This window comes from Longimycelium tulufanense (assembly GCF_014645795.1).
Classification (GTDB): domain Bacteria; phylum Actinomycetota; class Actinomycetes; order Mycobacteriales; family Pseudonocardiaceae; genus Longimycelium; species Longimycelium tulufanense.
In genome coordinates this window covers 94,981-113,593 of the sequence record NZ_BMMK01000020.1, presented here as the reverse complement: position 1 = coordinate 113,593, position 18,613 = coordinate 94,981, and the positions used below count along the sequence as shown (strand labels likewise).

The 18,613-nt window shown below is 70.6% G+C and carries 14 protein-coding genes; 5 read left to right on the top strand and 9 right to left on the bottom strand.

What is annotated here, in order from left to right; all coding sequences use genetic code 11:
- Window positions 1–523 (bottom strand): YjdF family protein (locus tag IEY55_RS20140; protein WP_229686568.1); only part of this gene is annotated, 523 nt, incomplete at its 3' end.
- Between the two features lie 231 nt (window positions 524–754).
- On the bottom strand, window positions 755–2,218 hold the full coding sequence (gene ahcY / locus IEY55_RS20135; RefSeq protein WP_189060046.1) for an adenosylhomocysteinase: 1,464 nt from the start codon (window positions 2,216–2,218) through the stop codon (window positions 755–757).
- Between the two features lie 191 nt (window positions 2,219–2,409).
- Between ahcY and IEY55_RS20130 the strand changes: the two genes are divergently transcribed.
- Window positions 2,410–4,860 (top strand): hypothetical protein, encoded by a 2,451-nt coding sequence (locus tag IEY55_RS20130; RefSeq protein WP_229686567.1) that lies wholly within the window; start codon window positions 2,410–2,412, stop codon window positions 4,858–4,860.
- Between the two features lie 403 nt (window positions 4,861–5,263).
- Here IEY55_RS20130 and IEY55_RS20125 read toward each other — a convergent pair whose 3' ends face one another.
- On the bottom strand, window positions 5,264–6,598 hold the full coding sequence (locus IEY55_RS20125) for a glutamate mutase L (protein ID WP_189060045.1): 1,335 nt from the start codon (window positions 6,596–6,598) through the stop codon (window positions 5,264–5,266).
- A 155-nt stretch (window positions 6,599–6,753) separates the two neighbouring features.
- On the opposite strand from IEY55_RS20125, the gene IEY55_RS20120 reads away from it, so the two are divergent.
- The 4 genes from IEY55_RS20120 (at window position 6,754) to IEY55_RS20105 (ending at window position 10,833) form a co-directional block, all read left to right on the top strand.
- The gene (locus IEY55_RS20120; RefSeq protein WP_189060044.1) at window positions 6,754–7,611 is read left to right on the top strand and encodes an aldo/keto reductase; all 858 of its coding nucleotides are present in this window, start codon (window positions 6,754–6,756) and stop codon (window positions 7,609–7,611) included.
- A gap of 679 nt (window positions 7,612–8,290) precedes the next feature.
- Window positions 8,291–8,914, top strand: coding sequence for an SCO family protein (locus IEY55_RS20115; protein ID WP_189060043.1), 624 nt, complete (start codon window positions 8,291–8,293; stop codon window positions 8,912–8,914).
- Between the two features lie 22 nt (window positions 8,915–8,936).
- Window positions 8,937–9,554: a copper chaperone PCu(A)C gene (locus IEY55_RS20110; protein ID WP_189060042.1), complete on the top strand. Its 618-nt coding sequence runs from the start codon at window positions 8,937–8,939 to the stop codon at window positions 9,552–9,554.
- Complete coding sequence (locus IEY55_RS20105; RefSeq protein WP_189060041.1) at window positions 9,538–10,833, top strand: Dyp-type peroxidase; 1,296 nt, start codon at window positions 9,538–9,540, stop codon at window positions 10,831–10,833. Before IEY55_RS20110 ends, IEY55_RS20105 begins: the two co-directional genes overlap by 17 nt.
- Before the next feature lie 219 nt (window positions 10,834–11,052).
- Here IEY55_RS20105 and IEY55_RS20100 read toward each other — a convergent pair whose 3' ends face one another.
- From IEY55_RS20100 to manA, 6 genes are all read right to left on the bottom strand, one after another.
- Window positions 11,053–11,613 (bottom strand): fascin domain-containing protein, encoded by a 561-nt coding sequence (locus IEY55_RS20100; protein WP_189060040.1) that lies wholly within the window; start codon window positions 11,611–11,613, stop codon window positions 11,053–11,055.
- A gap of 856 nt (window positions 11,614–12,469) precedes the next feature.
- On the bottom strand, window positions 12,470–13,993 hold the full coding sequence (locus IEY55_RS20095) for an amino acid permease (RefSeq protein WP_189060039.1): 1,524 nt from the start codon (window positions 13,991–13,993) through the stop codon (window positions 12,470–12,472).
- A gap of 220 nt (window positions 13,994–14,213) precedes the next feature.
- On the bottom strand, window positions 14,214–15,134 hold the full coding sequence (locus IEY55_RS20090) for a cation diffusion facilitator family transporter (RefSeq protein WP_189060038.1): 921 nt from the start codon (window positions 15,132–15,134) through the stop codon (window positions 14,214–14,216).
- A gap of 43 nt (window positions 15,135–15,177) precedes the next feature.
- A complete protein-coding gene (locus tag IEY55_RS20085) occupies window positions 15,178–16,017 on the bottom strand; it encodes a 4Fe-4S dicluster domain-containing protein (RefSeq protein ID WP_373290035.1) in 840 nt (279 codons plus the stop codon).
- 5 nt (window positions 16,018–16,022) lie between these two features.
- Window positions 16,023–17,240 carry an RNA-guided endonuclease InsQ/TnpB family protein gene (locus tag IEY55_RS20080; RefSeq protein ID WP_229686566.1) on the bottom strand — a complete coding sequence of 406 codons (1,218 nt, stop codon included), beginning with the start codon at window positions 17,238–17,240 and terminating at the stop codon, window positions 16,023–16,025.
- A 134-nt stretch (window positions 17,241–17,374) separates the two neighbouring features.
- Entirely contained in the window at window positions 17,375–18,613 is a 1,239-nt protein-coding gene (gene manA, locus IEY55_RS20075; protein ID WP_189060036.1) for a mannose-6-phosphate isomerase, class I, read from the bottom strand.

Genomic DNA, 18,613 nt, shown 5'->3' with positions numbered 1-18,613 from the left:
GCCACACCAACCCGACAACACCCCAGCCGCCGCTTGACAACCGACATAGAGACACCCCCCACCCCGCCACCGCCTCGCCTGGTTGCCTCTCACCGACCCCGGTGCCGGGCTTTGGCTTTGGCGCGAGCGATCGCACGCTTGTGCGCGCGCTCGGCCTCCCGGTTTGCTTTGCGCCGCTGCTGGATGCTGTGGTCCGCTGTGCGTGGAACTCCGCCAGGCCCCGCTGGGATGCGGTGCCCGGTCCTCCCGCCCGCTGTTCCCGTGTGGCGAGCTTGGCGAGTCGCTTGGCATTGACCCGGCTGCGACGACATTGCTGTTCACGTTGCTCAGCTGACACCGGGGGTGCCGCGTGTGCCGCCGCCGAGACCGCGAGAAACGCGCGACCCGTGGCGAACTCGAGCAACTCGGCGTTCGTCGGCTCGGCGTCGAAAACGTGCCGGGCCGCCCGTATGCCGTCTTCCTGCAATTCGAGCACGCCGACCCAGAACTGGCCGTCGTGATAAACGGTGAAACTCCCGCCCATCTCAGGTACCTCCAGGTATGCCGTAGCAGACCTGGCCGTCCTGGTTTCCCGGAACGGGACAACGAGCCGCGATGTGCGACCGCCCGGACTACCAACCGGGCCGCGAGATTCGTCCAGTCAAGTGATGTTCAGTTGTCGCGCCGTGCACGAACCGGCGTGCCATCGATCATGATCGACAACACGCCGGTTCGCAAGGAGGTTGTTCCCGCTCCATTCGAACGGGTGATCGAATCAGTAGCGGTAGTGTTCGGGCTTGAACGGGCCCTCGGGGTCGACGCCGATGTACTCGGCCTGCTCCTTGGTGAGCTTGGTGAGCTTGCCGCCGAGCGCCTCCACGTGGATGCGGGCGACCTTCTCGTCCAGCTTCTTGGGCAGCCGGTAGACCTCCTTGTCGTACTCGCCGTGCCGGGTGAACAGCTCGATCTGCGCGATCACCTGGTTGGCGAAGGAGTTCGACATCACGAAGGAGGGGTGGCCGGTGGCGTTGCCCAGGTTCAGCAGTCGGCCCTCGCTGAGCACGATGATCGAGTGCCCGTCCGGGAACACCCACTCGTCGACCTGGGGTTTGATGTTGATCCGCCGCACGCCCGGGTAGCGGGCCAGGCCGGCCATGTCGAGCTCGTTGTCGAAGTGGCCGATGTTGCCCAGGATCGCCTGGTGCTTCATCCGGGCCATGTGCTCGACGGTGACGATGTCCTTGTTACCGGTGGCGCTGATGATGATGTCGGCCTGTTCGAGCACGTCGTCCAGGGTGGCGACCTGGTAGCCGTCCATCGCCGCCTGCAGCGCGCAGATCGGGTCGATCTCGGTGACGATCACCCGCGCGCCCTGCCCCCGCAGCGACTCCGCGCAGCCCTTGCCCACGTCGCCGTAACCGCAGACCACGGCCACCTTGCCGCCGATCAGCACGTCGGTGGCGCGGTTGATCCCGTCGATCAGCGAGTGGCGGCAGCCATAGCGGTTGTCGAACTTCGACTTGGTGACCGAGTCGTTGACGTTGATCGCGGGGAACAGCAGCTCACCCTGGGCGGCCAGCTGGTAGAGCCGCAGCACACCCGTGGTGGTCTCCTCGGTCACACCCCGAATGCCCGGGGCGAGCTTGGTCCACTTGCCGGCGTCGGCCTCCAGGGAGCGACGCAGCAGGTCGAGCAGGACCTGCCACTCCTCCGGGTCGTTGTCGTCGGTCGCCGGCACGGCCCCGGCCTTCTCGTACTCCACGCCCTTGTGCACCAACAGGGTGGCGTCGCCGCCGTCGTCGAGGATCATGTTCGGACCGGACCCGTCCGGCCAGGTGAGCATCAGGTTCGTGCACGCCCAGTACTCGGGCAGCGTCTCGCCCTTCCAGGCGAAGACCGGCACACCCTTGGGCTCCTCGGGGGTGCCGTGCGGGCCGACCACGATGGCGGCCGCGGCGTGGTCCTGGGTGGAGAAGATGTTGCAGGACGCCCACCGCACCTCGGCGCCGAGTGCGACCAACGTCTCGATCAGGACCGCCGTCTGCACGGTCATGTGCAGCGAGCCGGAGATCCGTGCACCTCGCAGCGGGTAGACCTCGGCGTACTCGCGCCGCAGCGCCATCAGACCGGGCATCTCGTGTTCCGCGAGGCGGATCTCCTTGCGGCCGAACTCGGCCAGCGACAGGTCCGCCACGGCGAACTCGATGCCGTTGCGTACCTGCGGCTCAACGATGGACATGCGCTTTCCTTCCCATCTGGTGCCTACCGTGACCCTATCCCCGCTACACCCGTTTGCCGCAGAAAAGCCACAGTGACCTTGCCACGTGGCCCAAGATGGGGACCTGCCCCGATCAGTCGCCGATCGGCCGGCGCAGGCCCACACCGACGGCGGGCTGGTTCGACGCAGCTTTCCAGGAGGCAGCCGTGCTCATGCCCGGGCCAGACACGCGGGTCGTCGAACTGCGGGTACACGGGGTGCTGGGCACCACGGCGAAGGCGTTGACCGACTCGGTGGCCGCGGTGGACGTGGCCGGGGACGGGGTGGGCCGGGTGGTGCGACCCGCCGACCGGATGCGCCGGCCGGCCCCGGGACCGGTGCTGCAGGCCGGTGGCCGGTCGGTCCCCCGCACGGTGGAGGGCTACGTCTGGGGTCGGATGACCTCGGGCGGATGGGCCAAGGCCACCTGGGCCCTGCTGTTCCCGTTCTCGCTGGCCAACGTGGCGCACTGGATGCTGCCTCCGGTGCCGGAGGGGAACCGGGCCGCCCGAATGGCCGGAACCGTGATGCGGGCGTTGCTGCGACTCCTGTCACTGATGCTCACGCTGCTGTTGGTGACGCAGCTCGCAGTCGTGACCGTGGATTTACTGGCGACACAATGCCTTTCGTCCGGTTCGAGCTGTTTACCCGCCGCGCCCTCGTGGCTGCGGGGGTCGAACGTGCTGCGCGCCGCGCTCGGGCTGCTGCCCATCGCCTTGGTCGTCTTCGGGTTGCACAAGGTGTCGATGGTGGAGTGGCGGCCGAACCAGCCGGCTCCGGCCGTGCCGGCCCAGCATCTGTCGAACATGCCCGCGGCGAGCGTCGTCGCCGACCCCGACACCCCGGCGCTGCGGGCCCTGCACACCACGGGTGCGCTCGCGATCGCGGCCTTCGTCACCCTCGGCGGGCCAGCCGGCCCGCTGTCGTCCACCGGGGCGGCACCGTGGGTGGTGTCCGCGGTGCTGCTCGCCGTCACCGGGGCGGGCGTGATCGTGCTGGACGACCCGACGGCCACCCGTCCCGGACTCCGCGCACGCCGAATGTTCGGCCCGCTCGCCCGGCGTGTCCTGATCACTTCCGGCGCGCTGGTCATGGTCGCCGCGGTGGTCTTCGCACCGCCACTGGCCGGACCGCTGCCAGGCTCGGGTGACACGGTGTTGCTGCTCGGCGTGGCGCTGGCCGCGGCCGGCGGCGTCGTGGCGCTGGTCCTGGCGTTCGCGGCGTGGGCGGCCCGGCCGGCCTCGGCGGGCCTGCCGCCCGAGCTGCGGCCGTGGGCCGGCGGTTGGATGGCGGCGCCGGTCCTGGTGGTGGCCGGCCTGCTCGGGGCGGGTTTCGGCGCCGGCCTGGCGTTCGCCCTGCGCGAGCTGCTCAACGCGCCGGAACCGCAGTTACCCGTGGTGTATCGCGGGGTCACGCTGGCCTGGGGTGTCGGGGCGGTGCTGTGGGTGGCTGGGGTGTCGGTTGCCGTGCTGGTCCTCGCGCTGACGCGCCGCGTCGCCGAGCGGTCCGACCGGCCGGCGCACACCGAGCTGGGGTTGCTGCACGCGGACCGGACACAAGACGGCCGGGTGGCAGCCCGCGCCTGGTGGTTCGCGGAGCTGGAGCATCGCCACGTGCACCGGCTGGTGCTGGGGGCCGCCGCGGCGCTCACCGTTGGCGTGCTCGTGGCGGGTGCGGTGGCGGTCAGTCGGCTCGCCATGCCGGCGTGGGCGGCCCCGCTGTCGGCCGTCGGGGTGGCGGTGCTGGCGGCGCTGGCGGCGGGTCTGCTGCGCGGCGTCTACCTCGCGGCTCGGCAGCCCGACATCGCGCGCCGGCTGGGCTTGCTCGCCGATCTCGCGGCGTTCTGGCCCCGGGAGGCGCACCCGATCGTGCCGCCCTGCTACGCGTTGAAGGTGGTTCCGGAGCTGGCGGCGCGGGCGATGGAGCACCTGGCGCACCCGGGCACACGGGTCGTTCTGGTCGGACACAGCCAGGGCAGCCTGCTGGCGGTGGCCACGGTGGCGCGGCTGCTGCGGACACTGCCCGAGTCGGACCGGGCTCGGGTGGGGTTGGTGACGGCGGGGTCACAGCTGCAGTGGGCGTATGCGCGCGCGTTCCCCGCGGTTGTGCCGTACTCCTCCCTGGCCGAGCTGCACGCCGAGCTGGGCGGTCGGTGGCGGTCGCTGTGCCGGGGCACCGACGTGCTGGGTGGGGCGGTGTGCACCTGGAGTCGGCAGGTCTACGGCGGGAAGCTGCTGGGTGTCGGGTTCCGCAAGGACGGTGCGCATGGCCCGTTGCCGCCGGCGGCGCGCAGCGCGACCGGTGCGCTGGTGCTCGGCGGCGACCACTGGCTACCCGACCCACGGCCCGAGCCCGCCGACGGCCGCCGGTGGAGCCCGGGCGTTCTCGGCCACCGGGACTACACCGCCGACCCGGAATGGGATCTTGCCGTGGGGGTGGCCGCCGGGCTGGAGCCGGAACCGAGCCTGCCGGAGCGGCGGCGCCGGGTGCCGGACGGTCCCTTGCGCGGTGCGCTGCCACCGACCCGGACGGTGTTGTCGCGCCCGGCGGTGCTGCGTCCGCCGATCCCCAGCATGCCGGAGCCGCGGCCGGTCAAGGACAGTGACGACGCCCCGACGCACTAGAGGATCACCGAGGATCTTGGCTGTTGACCCTGGTGTGTGGGCGGGTGTGATGCGAGGGAACGTGTGTCCGGGGAACTGGTTGGGCTGATCGAGCGCGATGGGCGGCCCGGACACGGGTGGCAGGTGGCGCACCTGTGCGTAATCGCGGCGGTCAATGCGAGCAGTCACTGAGCCGAGCGAACAGCGACTCCTTCGATGGTACGGCCGCCGTGCCATTCCGGGTCAAACCGCGAGGGTGTCGTCAACCAACTCGATCATGGGCGGACCGGCTTCAACAGGTGCTCGGTTAGGGCGAGTTGTCGTTGTGGCGGGAGTGGCGATGGGCGCATCGCCGCCTCCCTGGCCCCCGCCGTGCTCTCACGATGGCAGCCTCCGTGAACATTCCCTGCGGCACGCTGCCGGGCTACGAGACCGGCACCTCGACGTGGGCCAGGTGGCGTCGCACCAGTTCATCGGCGATCTCGATCCGCCCGCTGTCCGCCAGCAGGCCGGCGGGCGCGAGGACGTAGCGGGCATCGACCACGAGCCGGGCGTTGCGGAGGACCGGGCGCAGCACCGGATCGCCGCGCAGGGTCTGCTCGACCGCGCCGAGCAGTTCCGCTTGAGCATGCCGGAAGACGCCGCCGGAGAGCACGAGCAAGCCCGCCCCGTGCGGCCCCAACCGGCCTTCGACGAGCCGCAGGTGTCGACGCAACGCCACGGTCGCGGCCAGCGCCGCCAGCCGCCCGTCCCGCTCCGCTTCCACTGCCTCGTCCGGCACCCAGTGCACATCCGCGGCCCGCCGCTCCGCCGCCACGCGCAACGTGTCGCGTTCGGCGTCCTCGAGCAGCCGCTCGGCCGCGGCTTCGGCCACCACGCCCGGTGCCGACCACCGCATCCCCAGGTCACCCTCGACCGTGCGACGGTCCGGTGGCATCTCCACGGTGTGCCGCCCCGTCTCGTCGTCGGTGGCCGAGACCGCCGAATAGACATCGGTGGTGGCGCCGCCGACATCGACCACGAGCACCGCGCCCGGGGCGTCCGGATGGCGACCCAGCACCGCAGCGAGGCGGGAGACACCGTGCAGGACGGCGTCCGGTGTGACGGCGCGGACCATCTGGCGGAACCTGGGCCCCCTGGACAGCCCCTTGCCGCCGATCACGTGTTGGAGGAAGACCTGCCGGATGGCGGTCCGAGCCGGTCCGGGCGCCAGCTCACCCACGTCCGGCAGCACGTTCTCGGTAGGCACGACCCTGCGGCCGGTCGCCCGCAGCACCGTCGCGGCCTCCGCACGGACCGCACCGTTGCCGGCGAGCACGATCGGGCAGCGAAGCCGGTTCGCCGCGAGCCGGCGGGCGTTGTGCAGCAGGACGCGGGTGTCGCCACCGTCGGTTCCGCCGACGAGGAGGACGACGTCGGGGGTGGCCGCGCGGAGCTCGCGCACCCCGGCCCCGCTCAGCTCGCCCGCGGATACGTGCACCACCTTCGCGCCCGCCGACAGCGCGACGCGGTAGCCCGCCTCGGCACTGACCAGCCGCTCCTGGCCCACCACGGCCAGCCGCAGCCCGCCTCCGGCCGAGGAGCAGGCGAGCAGGTGTCCGTCGCCGGCGGCCAGCTCCGCCGACACGACCTCGATGCCGCGCAGTACCTCCGGCGGGGTGGTGCGGTGCTGCGCGGTGCCCACCACCGTGCCGTCCGGGGTGACCAGGGCGGCCTTCGTCCACGTCGATCCAACGTCCAGGCACAGCACGTTGGTCACGGCCGTGCCCACCTCGTCGCGGCGGACCGGGAGCCGGTGACGATCACCCGCGGCGTGGTCATGACGGCACGTTACCGGCTGGCGCCGCGGGCGCGGTTGGGAAAAGCTGGTCTTTGCAAGCGGTGAGGTCGCCGCGACCGGACGAGGAGGAGGGCATGCAGCAACGCAGCATCGGGGGCTTGCACGTGTCCGCGATCGGGCTCGGTGCCATGCCCCTGTCCGTCACCGGCCGGCCCGACCGCAAGCAGGCGATCGACACGATCCACGCGGCCCTCGAGGTCGGTGTCACGCTGATCGACACCGCCGACGCGTACTCGCTGGGCGCCGACGACTTCGGGCACAACGAGGAACTGGTCGCCGAAGCACTGCACAACCATCCGCTGGGCGCGGACGTGCTGGTGGCGACCAAAGGTGGTCACACCCGCGGTGCGGACGGCTCGTGGGATCTCAACGGGCACCCCAAGTACCTGCGCACGGCGTGTGAGGAGTCGCTGCGCCGGCTACGGGTCGAGGCGATCGGGCTCTACCAGTTCCACCGTCCGGATCCGAAGGTGCCGATCGCGGAGTCGGTGGGTGTGCTGGCGGAGTTGCTCGACGCCGGCAAGGTGCGCGCGGTGGGGGTGTCGAACGTCAACACCGAGCAGATCAAGGAAGCCAACGACACGCTGGGCGGGCGGCTCGCGGCGGTACAGAACCAGTTCTCGCCCGCGTTCCGCAGCAGCGAGCCGGAGTTGCGGCTGTGTGCCGAGCTGGGGGTGGCGTTCCTGCCCTGGAGCCCGCTGGGCGGGATGGCCGACGCCAGCCAGCTCGGCGCCCAGCACGGGGCGTTCGCCGAGGTCGCGCAACGGCACGAGGTCAGCCCGCAGCGGGTCTGCCTGGCGTGGATGTTGGCCAAGGCCCCGGTGGTGATCCCGATTCCCGGCTCGAGCAGGCCGGAAACGATCCTGGACTCGGCGGCCGCGGCCGAGCTGCGCCTGCACGACGACGAGATCGCCGCCCTCGACGCGGTGTGAACCGCCAGCGGCCTGGAGGCAGGCCCGGGCATTGATGTGCCCCGGGGGTGGTGGAGTCAGTGAAGATCAGTGGTCCCCGCGCGCTCGTCGGCCCTGTCCCACACGCTGGAGGCGTGCGGAAGACTCGGGTCGGCTTGGACTCGTCGGAGCACGGGGTCCCGCGTCGTCCCCTCGCGGCGAGCGCCCTCGCCGCCGAGCGGCTTTCCCGGCCGTGGGTGTCCTGATCTGCCTGCTGGCTTGGCGCGTTTCCCTACCGGCGTCGGCGCTTTGGTGATCTCTCGGCTTCAGTAGAGAACCATTCCCTGCGTGTTGAGAAGACCCTCTGTCGGGTAGCTGGCTGCCCTGGGTAGGCTCGTTTCCTCGCACCGAACGATCCTCCCGGCCCAGCACGTTCACCGATGCCACGGCCGTGTTGCGCGGCTGTCCCCATCCGCAGGCCGGCGCACGACATCCAGGGCAGGTGAAGCCACACGCCCAGCCCTCCACGCCCGGTTCCCTCGAACGGCGCCACACGGTGGAAGAAGCCTGTCTCCGCGGGCCGTGTGAGCTGGATCGCGTGGCCCTGCCCCACCCCCGAATGCCCCCCATCCGATGAGTAGCCTGTCTACTCGGTCGTCCCCTGGCGGCCGCGACGACGCGGCGCGTGACGAGTGCCGCGGATGTGTGCGGGAGGAAGAGCATGCGAGCACTGCGACGTGCCCTCGTGGCACTGGGCGCCGCGCTGCTGTTGGCGTCCTGCTCGTCCGGCAACGCCGACAGCCCCGCCGCCACCACGCCCCCACCGCAGCTCAAGGCGGCGTCGTTCCCCTCGCCGCTGGACGTGCCCAAGCCGGACCTGGTCGATCTGAAGGGCCAGCCCTACGACTTCGCGCAGCAGTTCCGTGGCAAGGTCACGCTGCTGTACTTCGGCTACGCCAACTGCCCCGACGTCTGCCCCACGACGATGGCCGACATCGCGCGGGCCTACCAGCAGCTCGACGAGGGCCAGCGCAAGCGGGCGCAGGTCGTGATGGTCACCTCCGACCCGGACCGGGACACGCCCGAGGCGTTCGGCGAGTGGCTGCGCCAGTTCAACCCCGACTTCGTGGGCGTCACCGGGAAGGTCGACGACATCGTCAAGGCAGCCCACTCCGTTGCGATCGGCCTGGAGGCACCCAAGGCCAACGACAGCGGTGACTACGAGGTGACGCACGGCGCCCAGGTGCTGCTGTACACGCCTGAAGCCAAGGCAACCGGTTACTACCGCAGTGGGGCCAGCTCCGACGACATGCTGACCGACCTGCGGGCGCTGCTCGACCGCTGATCCGAAAAGGAGATCCACGCCCATGGCGCACGCCAGAATCCGGTGGGCCGCGGCTGCCGCCCTGGCCGCGACCGCCCTGCTGACCGCCTGCAGCAACAGCGAGGAGGCCAGCACGGTGGCGACCACCACGACGCCGAAGGTCCTCAGGTCCACGACCACCGCGGACCGGACCGCCGAGCTGGCCAGCGCGACCGTCGACGGCATCCGGCTGACCGACGGCTGGGTCAAGGTCCCGCCGAAGAAGGACCGCACCGCCGGCTATTTCACCCTGCGCAACACCGGCGCCACCGAGGACCGGCTGACCGCCGTGGTCACCGACGTCGCCGGCCGGCCCGAGCTGCACACCACGCAGACCGCCGGCAGTGGCGCCGAGAAGATGGTGAAGGTCAACGAGATCCCGCTGCCGCCGAACCAGGACGTGGCGCTGCGTCCGGGTGGGGAGCACCTGATGCTCGTCGACCTGAAGCGGGAGCTGGCCGCCGGCCAGAAGGTGACGGTCGAGCTGCGGTTCGCCAGCGGCAAGAAGCTGTCCGCCGAGCTGCCGGTGCTCAGTCCGGACCAGGCGCCGAGGAGCACCCCGGGTGGGTCGGCCGAGGCGTCCGCCGGCAACGGCGCAAACGGGCATGGCAACGGGCACTGACGGCCCGGGCACCGACGAGGGTCGTCCGGACGAGCAGCCGACGGCAGCCCAGTCCGCGCTCGGGCGCCGCCGGCTGTTCGGCCTGCTCGGCGCCGCCGGAGTGACCGGAGCGGCGCTGGGCGCCGGCGTCACCGCGGCCCGCGAGCCGGAACCGGCCGCACCCACCCCCACCTCGGGTGCGCCTGCGCCGCCGGCCGATCCGCGCCGGCAGCCGGGCGTGGCCACTCCGTTGCCCGCGCAGCTGAGGCTGCTCGCCTTCGATCTCGACCCGGCCGTCGCCGAGGGGAAGGACCGCCGCGCGCTGGCGCGGGTGCTGGCCGAGTGGCAACAGGTCACCGACCAGCTGCGCAGCGGGGATCTGGGTCGTGCCGAGCGGGCCGAGCCCTTCGCCGGTTTGGACACCCGCGACGCCACCGTGACGATCGGGTTCGGCGCCAGCCTGCTTGGCAAGCTCGGGCTTGACGGTCAGCGGCCCGAGCAGCTGGTGGACATGCCGGAGTTCCCCGGTGACCAGCTCGATGCCGCACGCGGCGATGGCGACGTGCTGCTGCAGGTGTGTGCGGAGGACGAGCTGGTGGCCAGCGGCGCGGCAGACCTGCTTCGCCGGGCGAGCGGTGGCGCGTTGCGGTTGCGCTGGGCGCAGAACGGTTTCCGCGCGCTGGAGGCGAGGTCCGGGCCGAACCCGCCCGCCCGCAACCTGATGGGCCAGGTCGACGGCGTCAACAACCCCGAGCCCGGTACCGGGCTGTTCGACACCACGGTGTGGGTCCCGGAGTGGGCTCGTCCACAGTGGATGGTCAACGGCACGTACCTGGTGGTACGGCGCATCCGGATGGTGCTGGACGACTGGTTCGCCCAGCCGGTGCAGCGGCGGGACGACGTGATCGGCCGGAGTACCGCGACCGGCGCTCCGCTGGGCCGGCAGCGCCTTGAGGACCAGGTGGACCTGGTACTCAAGCGCCCCGACGGGCGGCACGCGGTGCCCCTGGACGCGCACATCCGGCTGGCCAGCCCCACCAAGAACGGCGGGGCCCGGATGTACCGACGCCCCTTCAACTACGACGACGGGTACCGCGCGGACGGTACCCGTGACGCGGGCCTGCTCTTCCTGGCGTTCCAGGCCGATCCGCGACGTGGTTTCATCCCCGTGATGGAGAAGCTGGCCAAGGCCGGCGACGCGCTCAACAAGTTCATCGCGCACGAGGCGAGTGGCCTGTACGCGATTCCACCGGCCGCCCCGAAGGGCGGCTACGTGGGGCAGCAGCTGCTCGAAAGCTGAAGCGGGCCGCCGTAACGCGCGTCGTGCGGTACGAGGACGGATGGCCGGAGTAGATCCTGCCCGCCTGGGTTCGGCGAACCGGGAAAAACCATCTCATCCGGGTGGACTTTTCTGCGCACGGAAAACGTAATCCACCCCAATGAGAGTAACCCGGCCCAGGGATGGGCCGGGCGGCCCGAGGCCGTCCGGCCCGATGAAACCGGTCAACTAGTTATGGCGTCACAGCACGAAACGTTCCCGGGGGCCGATCTTGACGGCCCAGGCGCGGAGCATCGCGTAGTCCGCTCCCGTGTAGCGCAGCTCCGTAGTGACGAAGCGACCGTTCGCCCAGGACTGGAACGCGAAGCTGCCGGTACCCGGCTGGTAGTAAAGGGTGAACTTCTCGGTGATGCCGATCCGGTGCGACTTCGCCCGCAGCATCGCGTAGTTGCCACCCCGGTAGCCGGTCTCCACCGACACGTAACGCCCGTTGGCGCGCGACTTGATCACGGTTGCCCCGTGGCGGAACTCCAGCCGGAACTGCTCCCACCTCGACGCCATCAGGGCCCGCGCCCGCAGCATCGCGTAGTCGGCCCCCGAATATCCCAGCTCGGTGGACACGTACCGCCCGTTGGCGACCGAGTAGAGGGTGACGCCGGCGGGCACGTCCGCCGGCTCGGTGACCTTGGTCCAGCCGGCAGGAGCGGCTACCCCACCGGGCGTCGCGGCGGCCGTCGACGTGGCGGCGAACAGCCCCAGCAACAAGCTCATCAACGCGCCGAGAATCAATGAACGACGCACGACTCTGATCCCCTGCTTTCCTTACGGTTTCCCGCGCCCGCCAAGTGCGGACGCGGTCCCCACACTACGAAGGAGCCAACCAGGCGCAATGCGCCGAAAGAATGGTTGTCGACACCGGCGAAACCTCGCAGCTGATTTCTGCGCCAGACGGGTGGTCATGGCCCATCACGATCATTCTGCGGAATTTGCCGGAACGGTGACTGCGCCGAAAATGCGACAGCATCCGCGCGAGCGGGGCGCCCCCGTTCCGGCCCGAACTCCGCACCGGCTCGCGGTGTGGTGCACCCGCACTCGGCGGCAGCAGCCGAGGCGAGGAACAGGGGCAGGCCGCGCAAGCCGACCAACCGCCGTGAGCGGCGCGTCCCAGGCCGACCGCCTGATCGCTCGCTCGACTGTCAGCGCTCCACGCCGTCTCCCTGGGCCGCGATCCGTGCCCCTCGCGGGGCGTTCCCAGACGTTCTGAGCCGGCGCCCCGGCCTCGCGCGTTTGGCGGAACGCCTCCAGCAGGCGGCGACCCGAGATCGCCCGCCCCCGACAGCACTGCCACCAGTGTGGCGAGGCAGGGGGCTCGAGCCCGGCCATGCGACGTGCAGCCGTCGTCGCCGAACCATCGGTGGCCCACCTTCACGACTGTTCGTCTCTCACGGGCATCGGCAGCGCAACCACGGACAAGCCCAGCATCTCCGCGGTCTCGTCTGCTCCGGACCGTTGGCGGGCAACGATTGCATCGCTGTCCTCTGCTGGTCGACACCGGCAGCGATGCGACAGGCGGGCGGGAGCGCGTCGAACGAGAGCGGGCCCGTCGCTCCGGGTGGGAGCGACGGGCCCGCTCGTGGCCGAACCCGTGATGCGCCGGTCAGTCACCGGCGACCATCTTGGCCCCCTCACGCTGACGCTTGCCGAGTACCGAATGCCGTGCGCCGTACAGGAAGTAGATGGCCATGCCGGCCACCATCCAGACCAGGAACCGGACCCAGGTCAGGGCGGTCAGGTTCAGCATCAGCCAGACGCAGGCCAGGATCGCCAGGATCGGAACGGCCGGCACCCACGGGGTGCGAAAGCCCCGCGGCAGCTCCGGCCGGGTCCTGCGGAGGACCAGGACACCCGCCGACACCAGGATGAACGCGAACAGGGTGCCGACGTTGACCATCTCCTCCAGGCGACCGGCCGGGAAGAAACCGGCGGCAATCGCGACCACGATGCCGACCGTCGCGGTCGACCGCACCGGCGTGCTGTGCTGGCCGGTGTGCGCCAGGAAGCGCGGCATCAGGCCGTCCCGGGACATGGCGAACAGCACCCGCGTCTGGCCGAGCAGCAACACCATGACCACCGTGGTCAGGCCGGCCAGCGCGCCGAAGGAAATGATCTTTGCCGCCCAGTCGACGCCGTGCGCGGAGAATGCTGTGGCCAGCGTGGACTTCTGTGTGGTGCCGTCGGGCAGGGTCTTGGTGGAGAGGTCGGTGTAGTGCTGCATGCCGGTGAGCACCAGGGCCACCGCCACGTAGAGCACGGTCACGACGGCCAGCGAGCCGAGGATGCCGCGCGGCATGTCACGCTGCGGGTTGCGGGTCTCCTCGGCGGTGGTGGCCACGATGTCGAAGCCGATGAAGGCGAAGAACACCAGCGAGGCGCCGGCCAGCAGGCCGAAGATGCCGAAGTGGCTGGTCTCGCCGCCGATCAGCAGGGACAGCAGGGACTGGTCCAGCCCGGTGTTGTGGGCGGCCGCCTCCTGCGCGGGCGGGACGAACGGCTGGTAGTTGTCGGCGTTGATGTAGCCGAGGCCGAGCACGATCACGAACAGCACGACGGCGACCTTGATCGCGGTGATCACCTGGCTGACCCGGGACGACAGCTTCGTACCCAGGGCGAGCAGGACGGACAGCACCCCGACGAGGAGCACCGCGCCCCAGTCGAACTCCAGGCCGCCGAGCTTCACCACGGTGGGAACACCGAATCCGAACAGGTCCGTGGTCTGGGTCAAGTAGACCGACCAGCCCTTGGCGACCACCGCGCCGGCCAGGGCGAACTCCAGGATCAGGTCCCAGCCGAGGATCCAGGCGATGAACTCGCCGAAGGTGGCGTAGGAGAACGTGTAGGCGCTGCCCGCCACCGGCACCGTGGAGGCGAACTCGGCGTAGCAGAGCGCGGCGAGGCCGCAGGCGATGGCCGCGATGACGAAGGACACCGAGACGGCCGGGCCGGCGACGTCACCGGCGGTGCTGGCCGCCAGGGTGAAGATGCCGGCGCCGATGACCACCGCGACGCCGAACACCGTGAGGTCCCATGCGGAGAGATCCCTCCGCAGTTTGGTATTCGGTTCGTCGGTGTCCGCGATGGACTGCTCAACGGACTTGGTGCGCCACAGTCCCGTACCCGGCACGATGCCCTCCTGTCGTGGTCCGGATCACATCCGATCGAGGGCGACACCCTAGCCGGGGCGGCGCGCCCTGAGCAGCCGCGTCCCTCGAATCGTCCGATTGCCGAACAGTGCTCTCCCGCGCACCGGGCTGCCCGTCCGAATGGCGGGCAGCCCGAGCCGCGCCATTGTGCGCCATACACCCGGTGGTGTGACTAGTGGGGGAAAGAGCTCACCAAAACGATTACCGTTCGTAGCCATTTCGAGACAGGGCCGGCTCCAAGTAGATCAATCGGGCTTCCGGCACACGCGTGCGCACGCGCGACTCGGCGTCGTCAATGGCCTGCGCGATGTCCGCGGTGGCCAAGCCGGGAACCAACGCGATCTTCGCGGCGACCAGCAGCTCCTCGGGCCCCAGGTACTGGGTCCGGACGTGGATGACGCGCTCGACCTTGCCGTCGACCAGCTCGCCGGTGATGACCCGCAGCAGGTCGGGGTGGGCCCCTTCGCCGATGAGCAGGCTCTTGGTCTCGACGATCAGGACGATGGCGATGACGCCGAGCAGGGCGCCGATGGCGAGCGTGCCGATGCCGTCCCACACCGGGTTTCCGGTGACGACGGTGAGGCCGACACCGCCCAGCGCCAGGACGAGGCCGAACAACGCGCCGGCGTCCTCGAGCAGGACGACGGGCAGCTCGGGGGTCTTGGCCTGGCGGACGAAACTCACCCAGCTCGCCGAGCCCTTGAGCTTGCGCGACTCGGCGATCGCGGTGCGGAAGCTCCAGGTCTCCAGCGCGATCGCGACCAGCAGGATGATCACCGCCACCAGCGGCGACTGCAGCGGCTCGGGATGCTGGATCTTGTGCATGCCCTCGTAGATCGCGAACATCGAGCCGAGGGCGAACAGCAACAGTGCGACGACGAAGGCGTAGAAGTAACGCTCCCGGCCGTACCCGAAGGGATGCTCGGGCGTTGCCCGGCGCCGCGCGCGTTGCCGGCCGAGCAGCAGCAGGCCCTGGTTGGAGGTGTCGGCGACCGAGTGCACCCCTTCGGCCAGCATCGACGACGAGCCGGTGATGAAGAATCCCACGAACTTGGCCACCGCGATGCCCGCGTTCGCGAGCAACGCCGCGACGATCGCCCTGACCCCGCCCTCCGCTGCCACCCCTGCTCCTCCGCGCGTCGCCCGAAAACCGGCCGGGCTGACCCTAATACTGATCCGGCTGGGCCTCCTGCAGTCTGGCGAGAGCGGGGGGCACGGTGTTGCCGGGTGGCTCCGTCCGGTCCGGGTCGAAGGGATATCCGGCGGGTCGGGTGATCTCGTCCGGTACCCGGGGCTTGGCACCCGGGCCGTAGTGCTTGCCGTCCAGCGGCCAGTCGTAACCCTCGAGGTCGTCGGTCTCCTTGCCGAGGATCCGCCCCGTGCGGTCGTATTCCGCCAGGACCGCCGGCAGGCCGTACTTCTGGACGGGACAGACCTTCATGCAGATCGCGCAGCCGGAGACCTGCGTGACCAGCGGCAGGCATCGCTTGGTGTTGAGCTTGGCCTTGGTGACCCCGCGATAGTCCCGGCGACTGGCGGGGATCGCCCCGACCGGACAGCGGCGCACGCAGACCTGGCAGCGGTCGCAGATGCCCTCGATCCCGTAGTCCACGGGTTGGTCGAACTCCAGCGGGGCGTCGGTGGTCAACACCTCCAGGCGGCAGCGGGAGCCGGCCTGCGGGGTCAGCAGCTGCCCGTTGAGCCCGAGCTGGCCCAGGCCGGCCTCCACCCCGTAGTAGATGAAGATCGACTCGCCGTCGAACGTCTCCGGCCGGGCCCGGTAGCCCGAGGCCCGAAGCCAGCCGGCGAGCGCCGAGATCCGGTCCTCCAGCTCTCCGTAGGTGCTCAGCGCGGCCTGCTCGGAGACGATCGACGGGAGCTTCTGCGTGGCGGAGTAGTTCTGTTCCAGCACGCACACCACCACGCGGTCACCGACGTTGCGCCCCGCGTACTCGGCGAAGGTGTAGTTGGCATTTTGACGTGCTCCCCGGCCGGGGATTCCCATGCGGCTCACGCCGCGTCCGGGGTGCTTCCCGCTTCGACACCCTCAGCCGCACCACGGCGCGGTCTTACGTGGGCTCCACGGGCGTTTTGCCTCTCCGCCCGCCCGGCGGCGAGGATGACCCTGGCGGCGTTGTGGTCCCGATCGTGGACCACGGCACATCCTGGGCATGTCCAGGTACGTACCTGGAGTGACAGCTCCGTCATGCGGCGTCCGCAGTCGGCGCACGTCTTCGACGACGCTAACCAGCGGTCCACCATGTGTACGGTACGCCCATAGCGTTCGGCCTTCTCCCGTAGGAGGCGGACGAGGATCGACCAGCCCGCGTCGGAGATGGAGCGGGCGAGCTGGCGGTTGCGCGCCAGGCCCACCACGTTGAGGTCTTCCACATGGACCGCTTGGTTCTCGCGGACTAGGCCAAGAGCCAGCTTGTGGTGGTGGTCCAGCCGGGTGCGGCGAACCGTGGCGTGCTGTTTCGCGACCTTGAGCCGGGTCTTGGCGCGGCGGTTGCTACCCTTGGCGCGGCGGGCCTTCTCCCGCTCCAGGCGCGCGAGTTTGCGCAGCTTGCCCGCTAGGTGGCGCGGGTTCGGCACATCGGTTCGGCTGCCGTCGCTGGTCGCCACGGTGGCCAGCCGAGACAGGCCGAGGTCGACCCCGGCTTCTCGGTTGACCTCGGGCAGTGGGGTGGGGTCGACCTCGACCACGAACGAGGCGTAGTAGTGGTCGTCCGGCTCCCGGATGACCGTGACCGAGCTGGGCACGCTCGGCAGTTCCCGCGACCAGCGGACCTGTACCTCACCGATCTTGGCCAGGTACAGGCGGCCGTTGGGGCGTAGGGCAAAGCCGTTGCGGGTGAGCCGAAACGACTGCCGGGCATCCTTCCGCGACTTCATGCGCGGTCGACCGGCACACCGACCCTCGCGCTTGCCCGTGATCGAGACGAAGAAGTTCGCGTACGCCTTGTGCGCGTCCCGCACCGACTGGACGAGCGCCACGGAGGCGACCTCGCCCAGCCAGGCGCGCTCGTCGGTGCCCTTGGCCTGGGTGATGACGCGACGCTGCACCTCGGTCGGAGTGATCTTCTCCGCAGCGGAGTACGCGGCCTCACGCGCCCGGATCGCGTCGTTGAACACCACCCGGACACAGCCGAACGTGCGGGCCAGCATTTCACGCTGACCTGGTGTCGGGTCGATGCGATACCGGTAGCGGGCCAACACGAAGATCATCGTAACGGGAACGTCCGACAGGGGTCAGCCGCAACGCGGCCGGAAGAACAGGATCGGCTATCCCCGGCCCGAAGACCGGGGCTTGCGCGGACAAAGGTCCGGTTCATACCGGCGGTGCGGTCGACCCGGCCGGGTCAGACCACCCCGACCCTGGCGTGGAATGCCTGGGCAGGACCATCGGCGGCCGGCCGCACGTGCACCACCGGGTCGGCGGCGGGCAACCACACCGACTGGCCGCGCACCAGCTCCATCGGCGTCCCGTCGTCACCGGCCAGCCGCAACCGGCCGGCGGTGCAGAGCAGGATCCGCGGCCCGTCGGCGGCCAGCCGCACCTCGTCGGGCGTCTCCTCGGCCGTCTCCGCCGCCGACCAGTCCAGCCGGGACAGCTCGAACTCGGCCGCGGCCGTCCGGTAGGTGGTGACGTGCCCTTCGACGTCACCGCGCAGAATCGGCACGTCGCCGCAGTCGAAGTCCAGCACCCGCAACAGCTCCGGCACGTCCACGTGCTTCGGCGTCAGCCCGCCGCGCAGCACGTTGTCGGAGTTGGCCATGATCTCCACGCCGGTCCCGTGCAGGTAGGCGTGCAGGTTCCCGGCGGGCAGGTGGATCGCCTCGCCGGGCCGCAGCACGATCCGGTTGAGCAGCATCGCCGCCAGCACGCCGGCGTCACCGGGATAGCTCTCCCCCAGCTCCAACACCGTCCGGCACTCCCGGTCGAACGGGCCACGCTCCCGCAGGTGCGCCACGCAGCCGTCCAGCACCTCCGGGACGAGCTTGTCCAGCGTGGGCTGGGGCAGGGTGATCCAGGTGGTGAACAACGCGCGCATGCCGTCGGCGTCGGGCTGGGCGGCGAGCAGCTCGATGTGCGCCCGCAGCGACGGCACCTCCAGCGACTTCAGCAGTTCCAGCGTGCGGTGCGCGTCGCGGAACCCGGCCAGGGCGTGGAACTCGGTCAGCGCGCAGATCAGCTCCGGCTTGTGGCTGGAGTCCTTGTAGTTCCGGTTCGCCGCGTCCAGCGGGATACCGGCCGCCTCCTCGCGGGCGAAGCCCTCCGCGGCCTGCACCGCCGAGGGGTGCGCCTGCAGGCTCAACGGCTCCTCGGCCGCCAGCACCTTCATCAGGAACGGCAGCCGGGCGCCCCAGCGTTCGGTGCAGGCCGCGCCGAGCTGCCGCCGCGGGTCGGCGGTGAGCAGGTCCAGTAGGGAGGTCTCCCGACCGCCCGGGCCGACCACCCGTGACGGGTCGGCCGGGTGCGCCCCCAGCCACAGCTCCGCCTCCGGGTGCGGCGCCGGGACTTCCCGGCCGAGCAGGTCGGCGATCGCGGTGCGCGACCCCCACGCGTAGGGGCGCACCGCGTTCCGCAGCAGGTCCAC

What these genes read in the sequence shown, in the direction of transcription:
- IEY55_RS20120 (WP_189060044.1), top strand. Translation starts at nt 6,754, where the DNA reads ATGCAGCAACGCAGCATCGGGGGCTTGCACGTGTCCGCGATCGGGCTC.
- IEY55_RS20115 (WP_189060043.1), top strand. Translation starts at nt 8,291, where the DNA reads ATGCGAGCACTGCGACGTGCCCTCGTGGCACTGGGCGCCGCGCTGCTG.
- IEY55_RS20110 (WP_189060042.1), top strand. Translation starts at nt 8,937, where the DNA reads ATGGCGCACGCCAGAATCCGGTGGGCCGCGGCTGCCGCCCTGGCCGCG.
- IEY55_RS20080 (WP_229686566.1), bottom strand. Translation starts at nt 17,240, where the DNA reads ATGATCTTCGTGTTGGCCCGCTACCGGTATCGCATCGACCCGACACCA.
- IEY55_RS20085 (WP_373290035.1), bottom strand. Translation starts at nt 16,017, where the DNA reads ATGGGAATCCCCGGCCGGGGAGCACGTCAAAATGCCAACTACACCTTC.
- IEY55_RS20105 (WP_189060041.1), top strand. Translation starts at nt 9,538, where the DNA reads ATGGCAACGGGCACTGACGGCCCGGGCACCGACGAGGGTCGTCCGGAC.
- ahcY (WP_189060046.1), bottom strand. Translation starts at nt 2,218, where the DNA reads ATGTCCATCGTTGAGCCGCAGGTACGCAACGGCATCGAGTTCGCCGTG.
- IEY55_RS20130 (WP_229686567.1), top strand. Translation starts at nt 2,410, where the DNA reads ATGCCCGGGCCAGACACGCGGGTCGTCGAACTGCGGGTACACGGGGTG.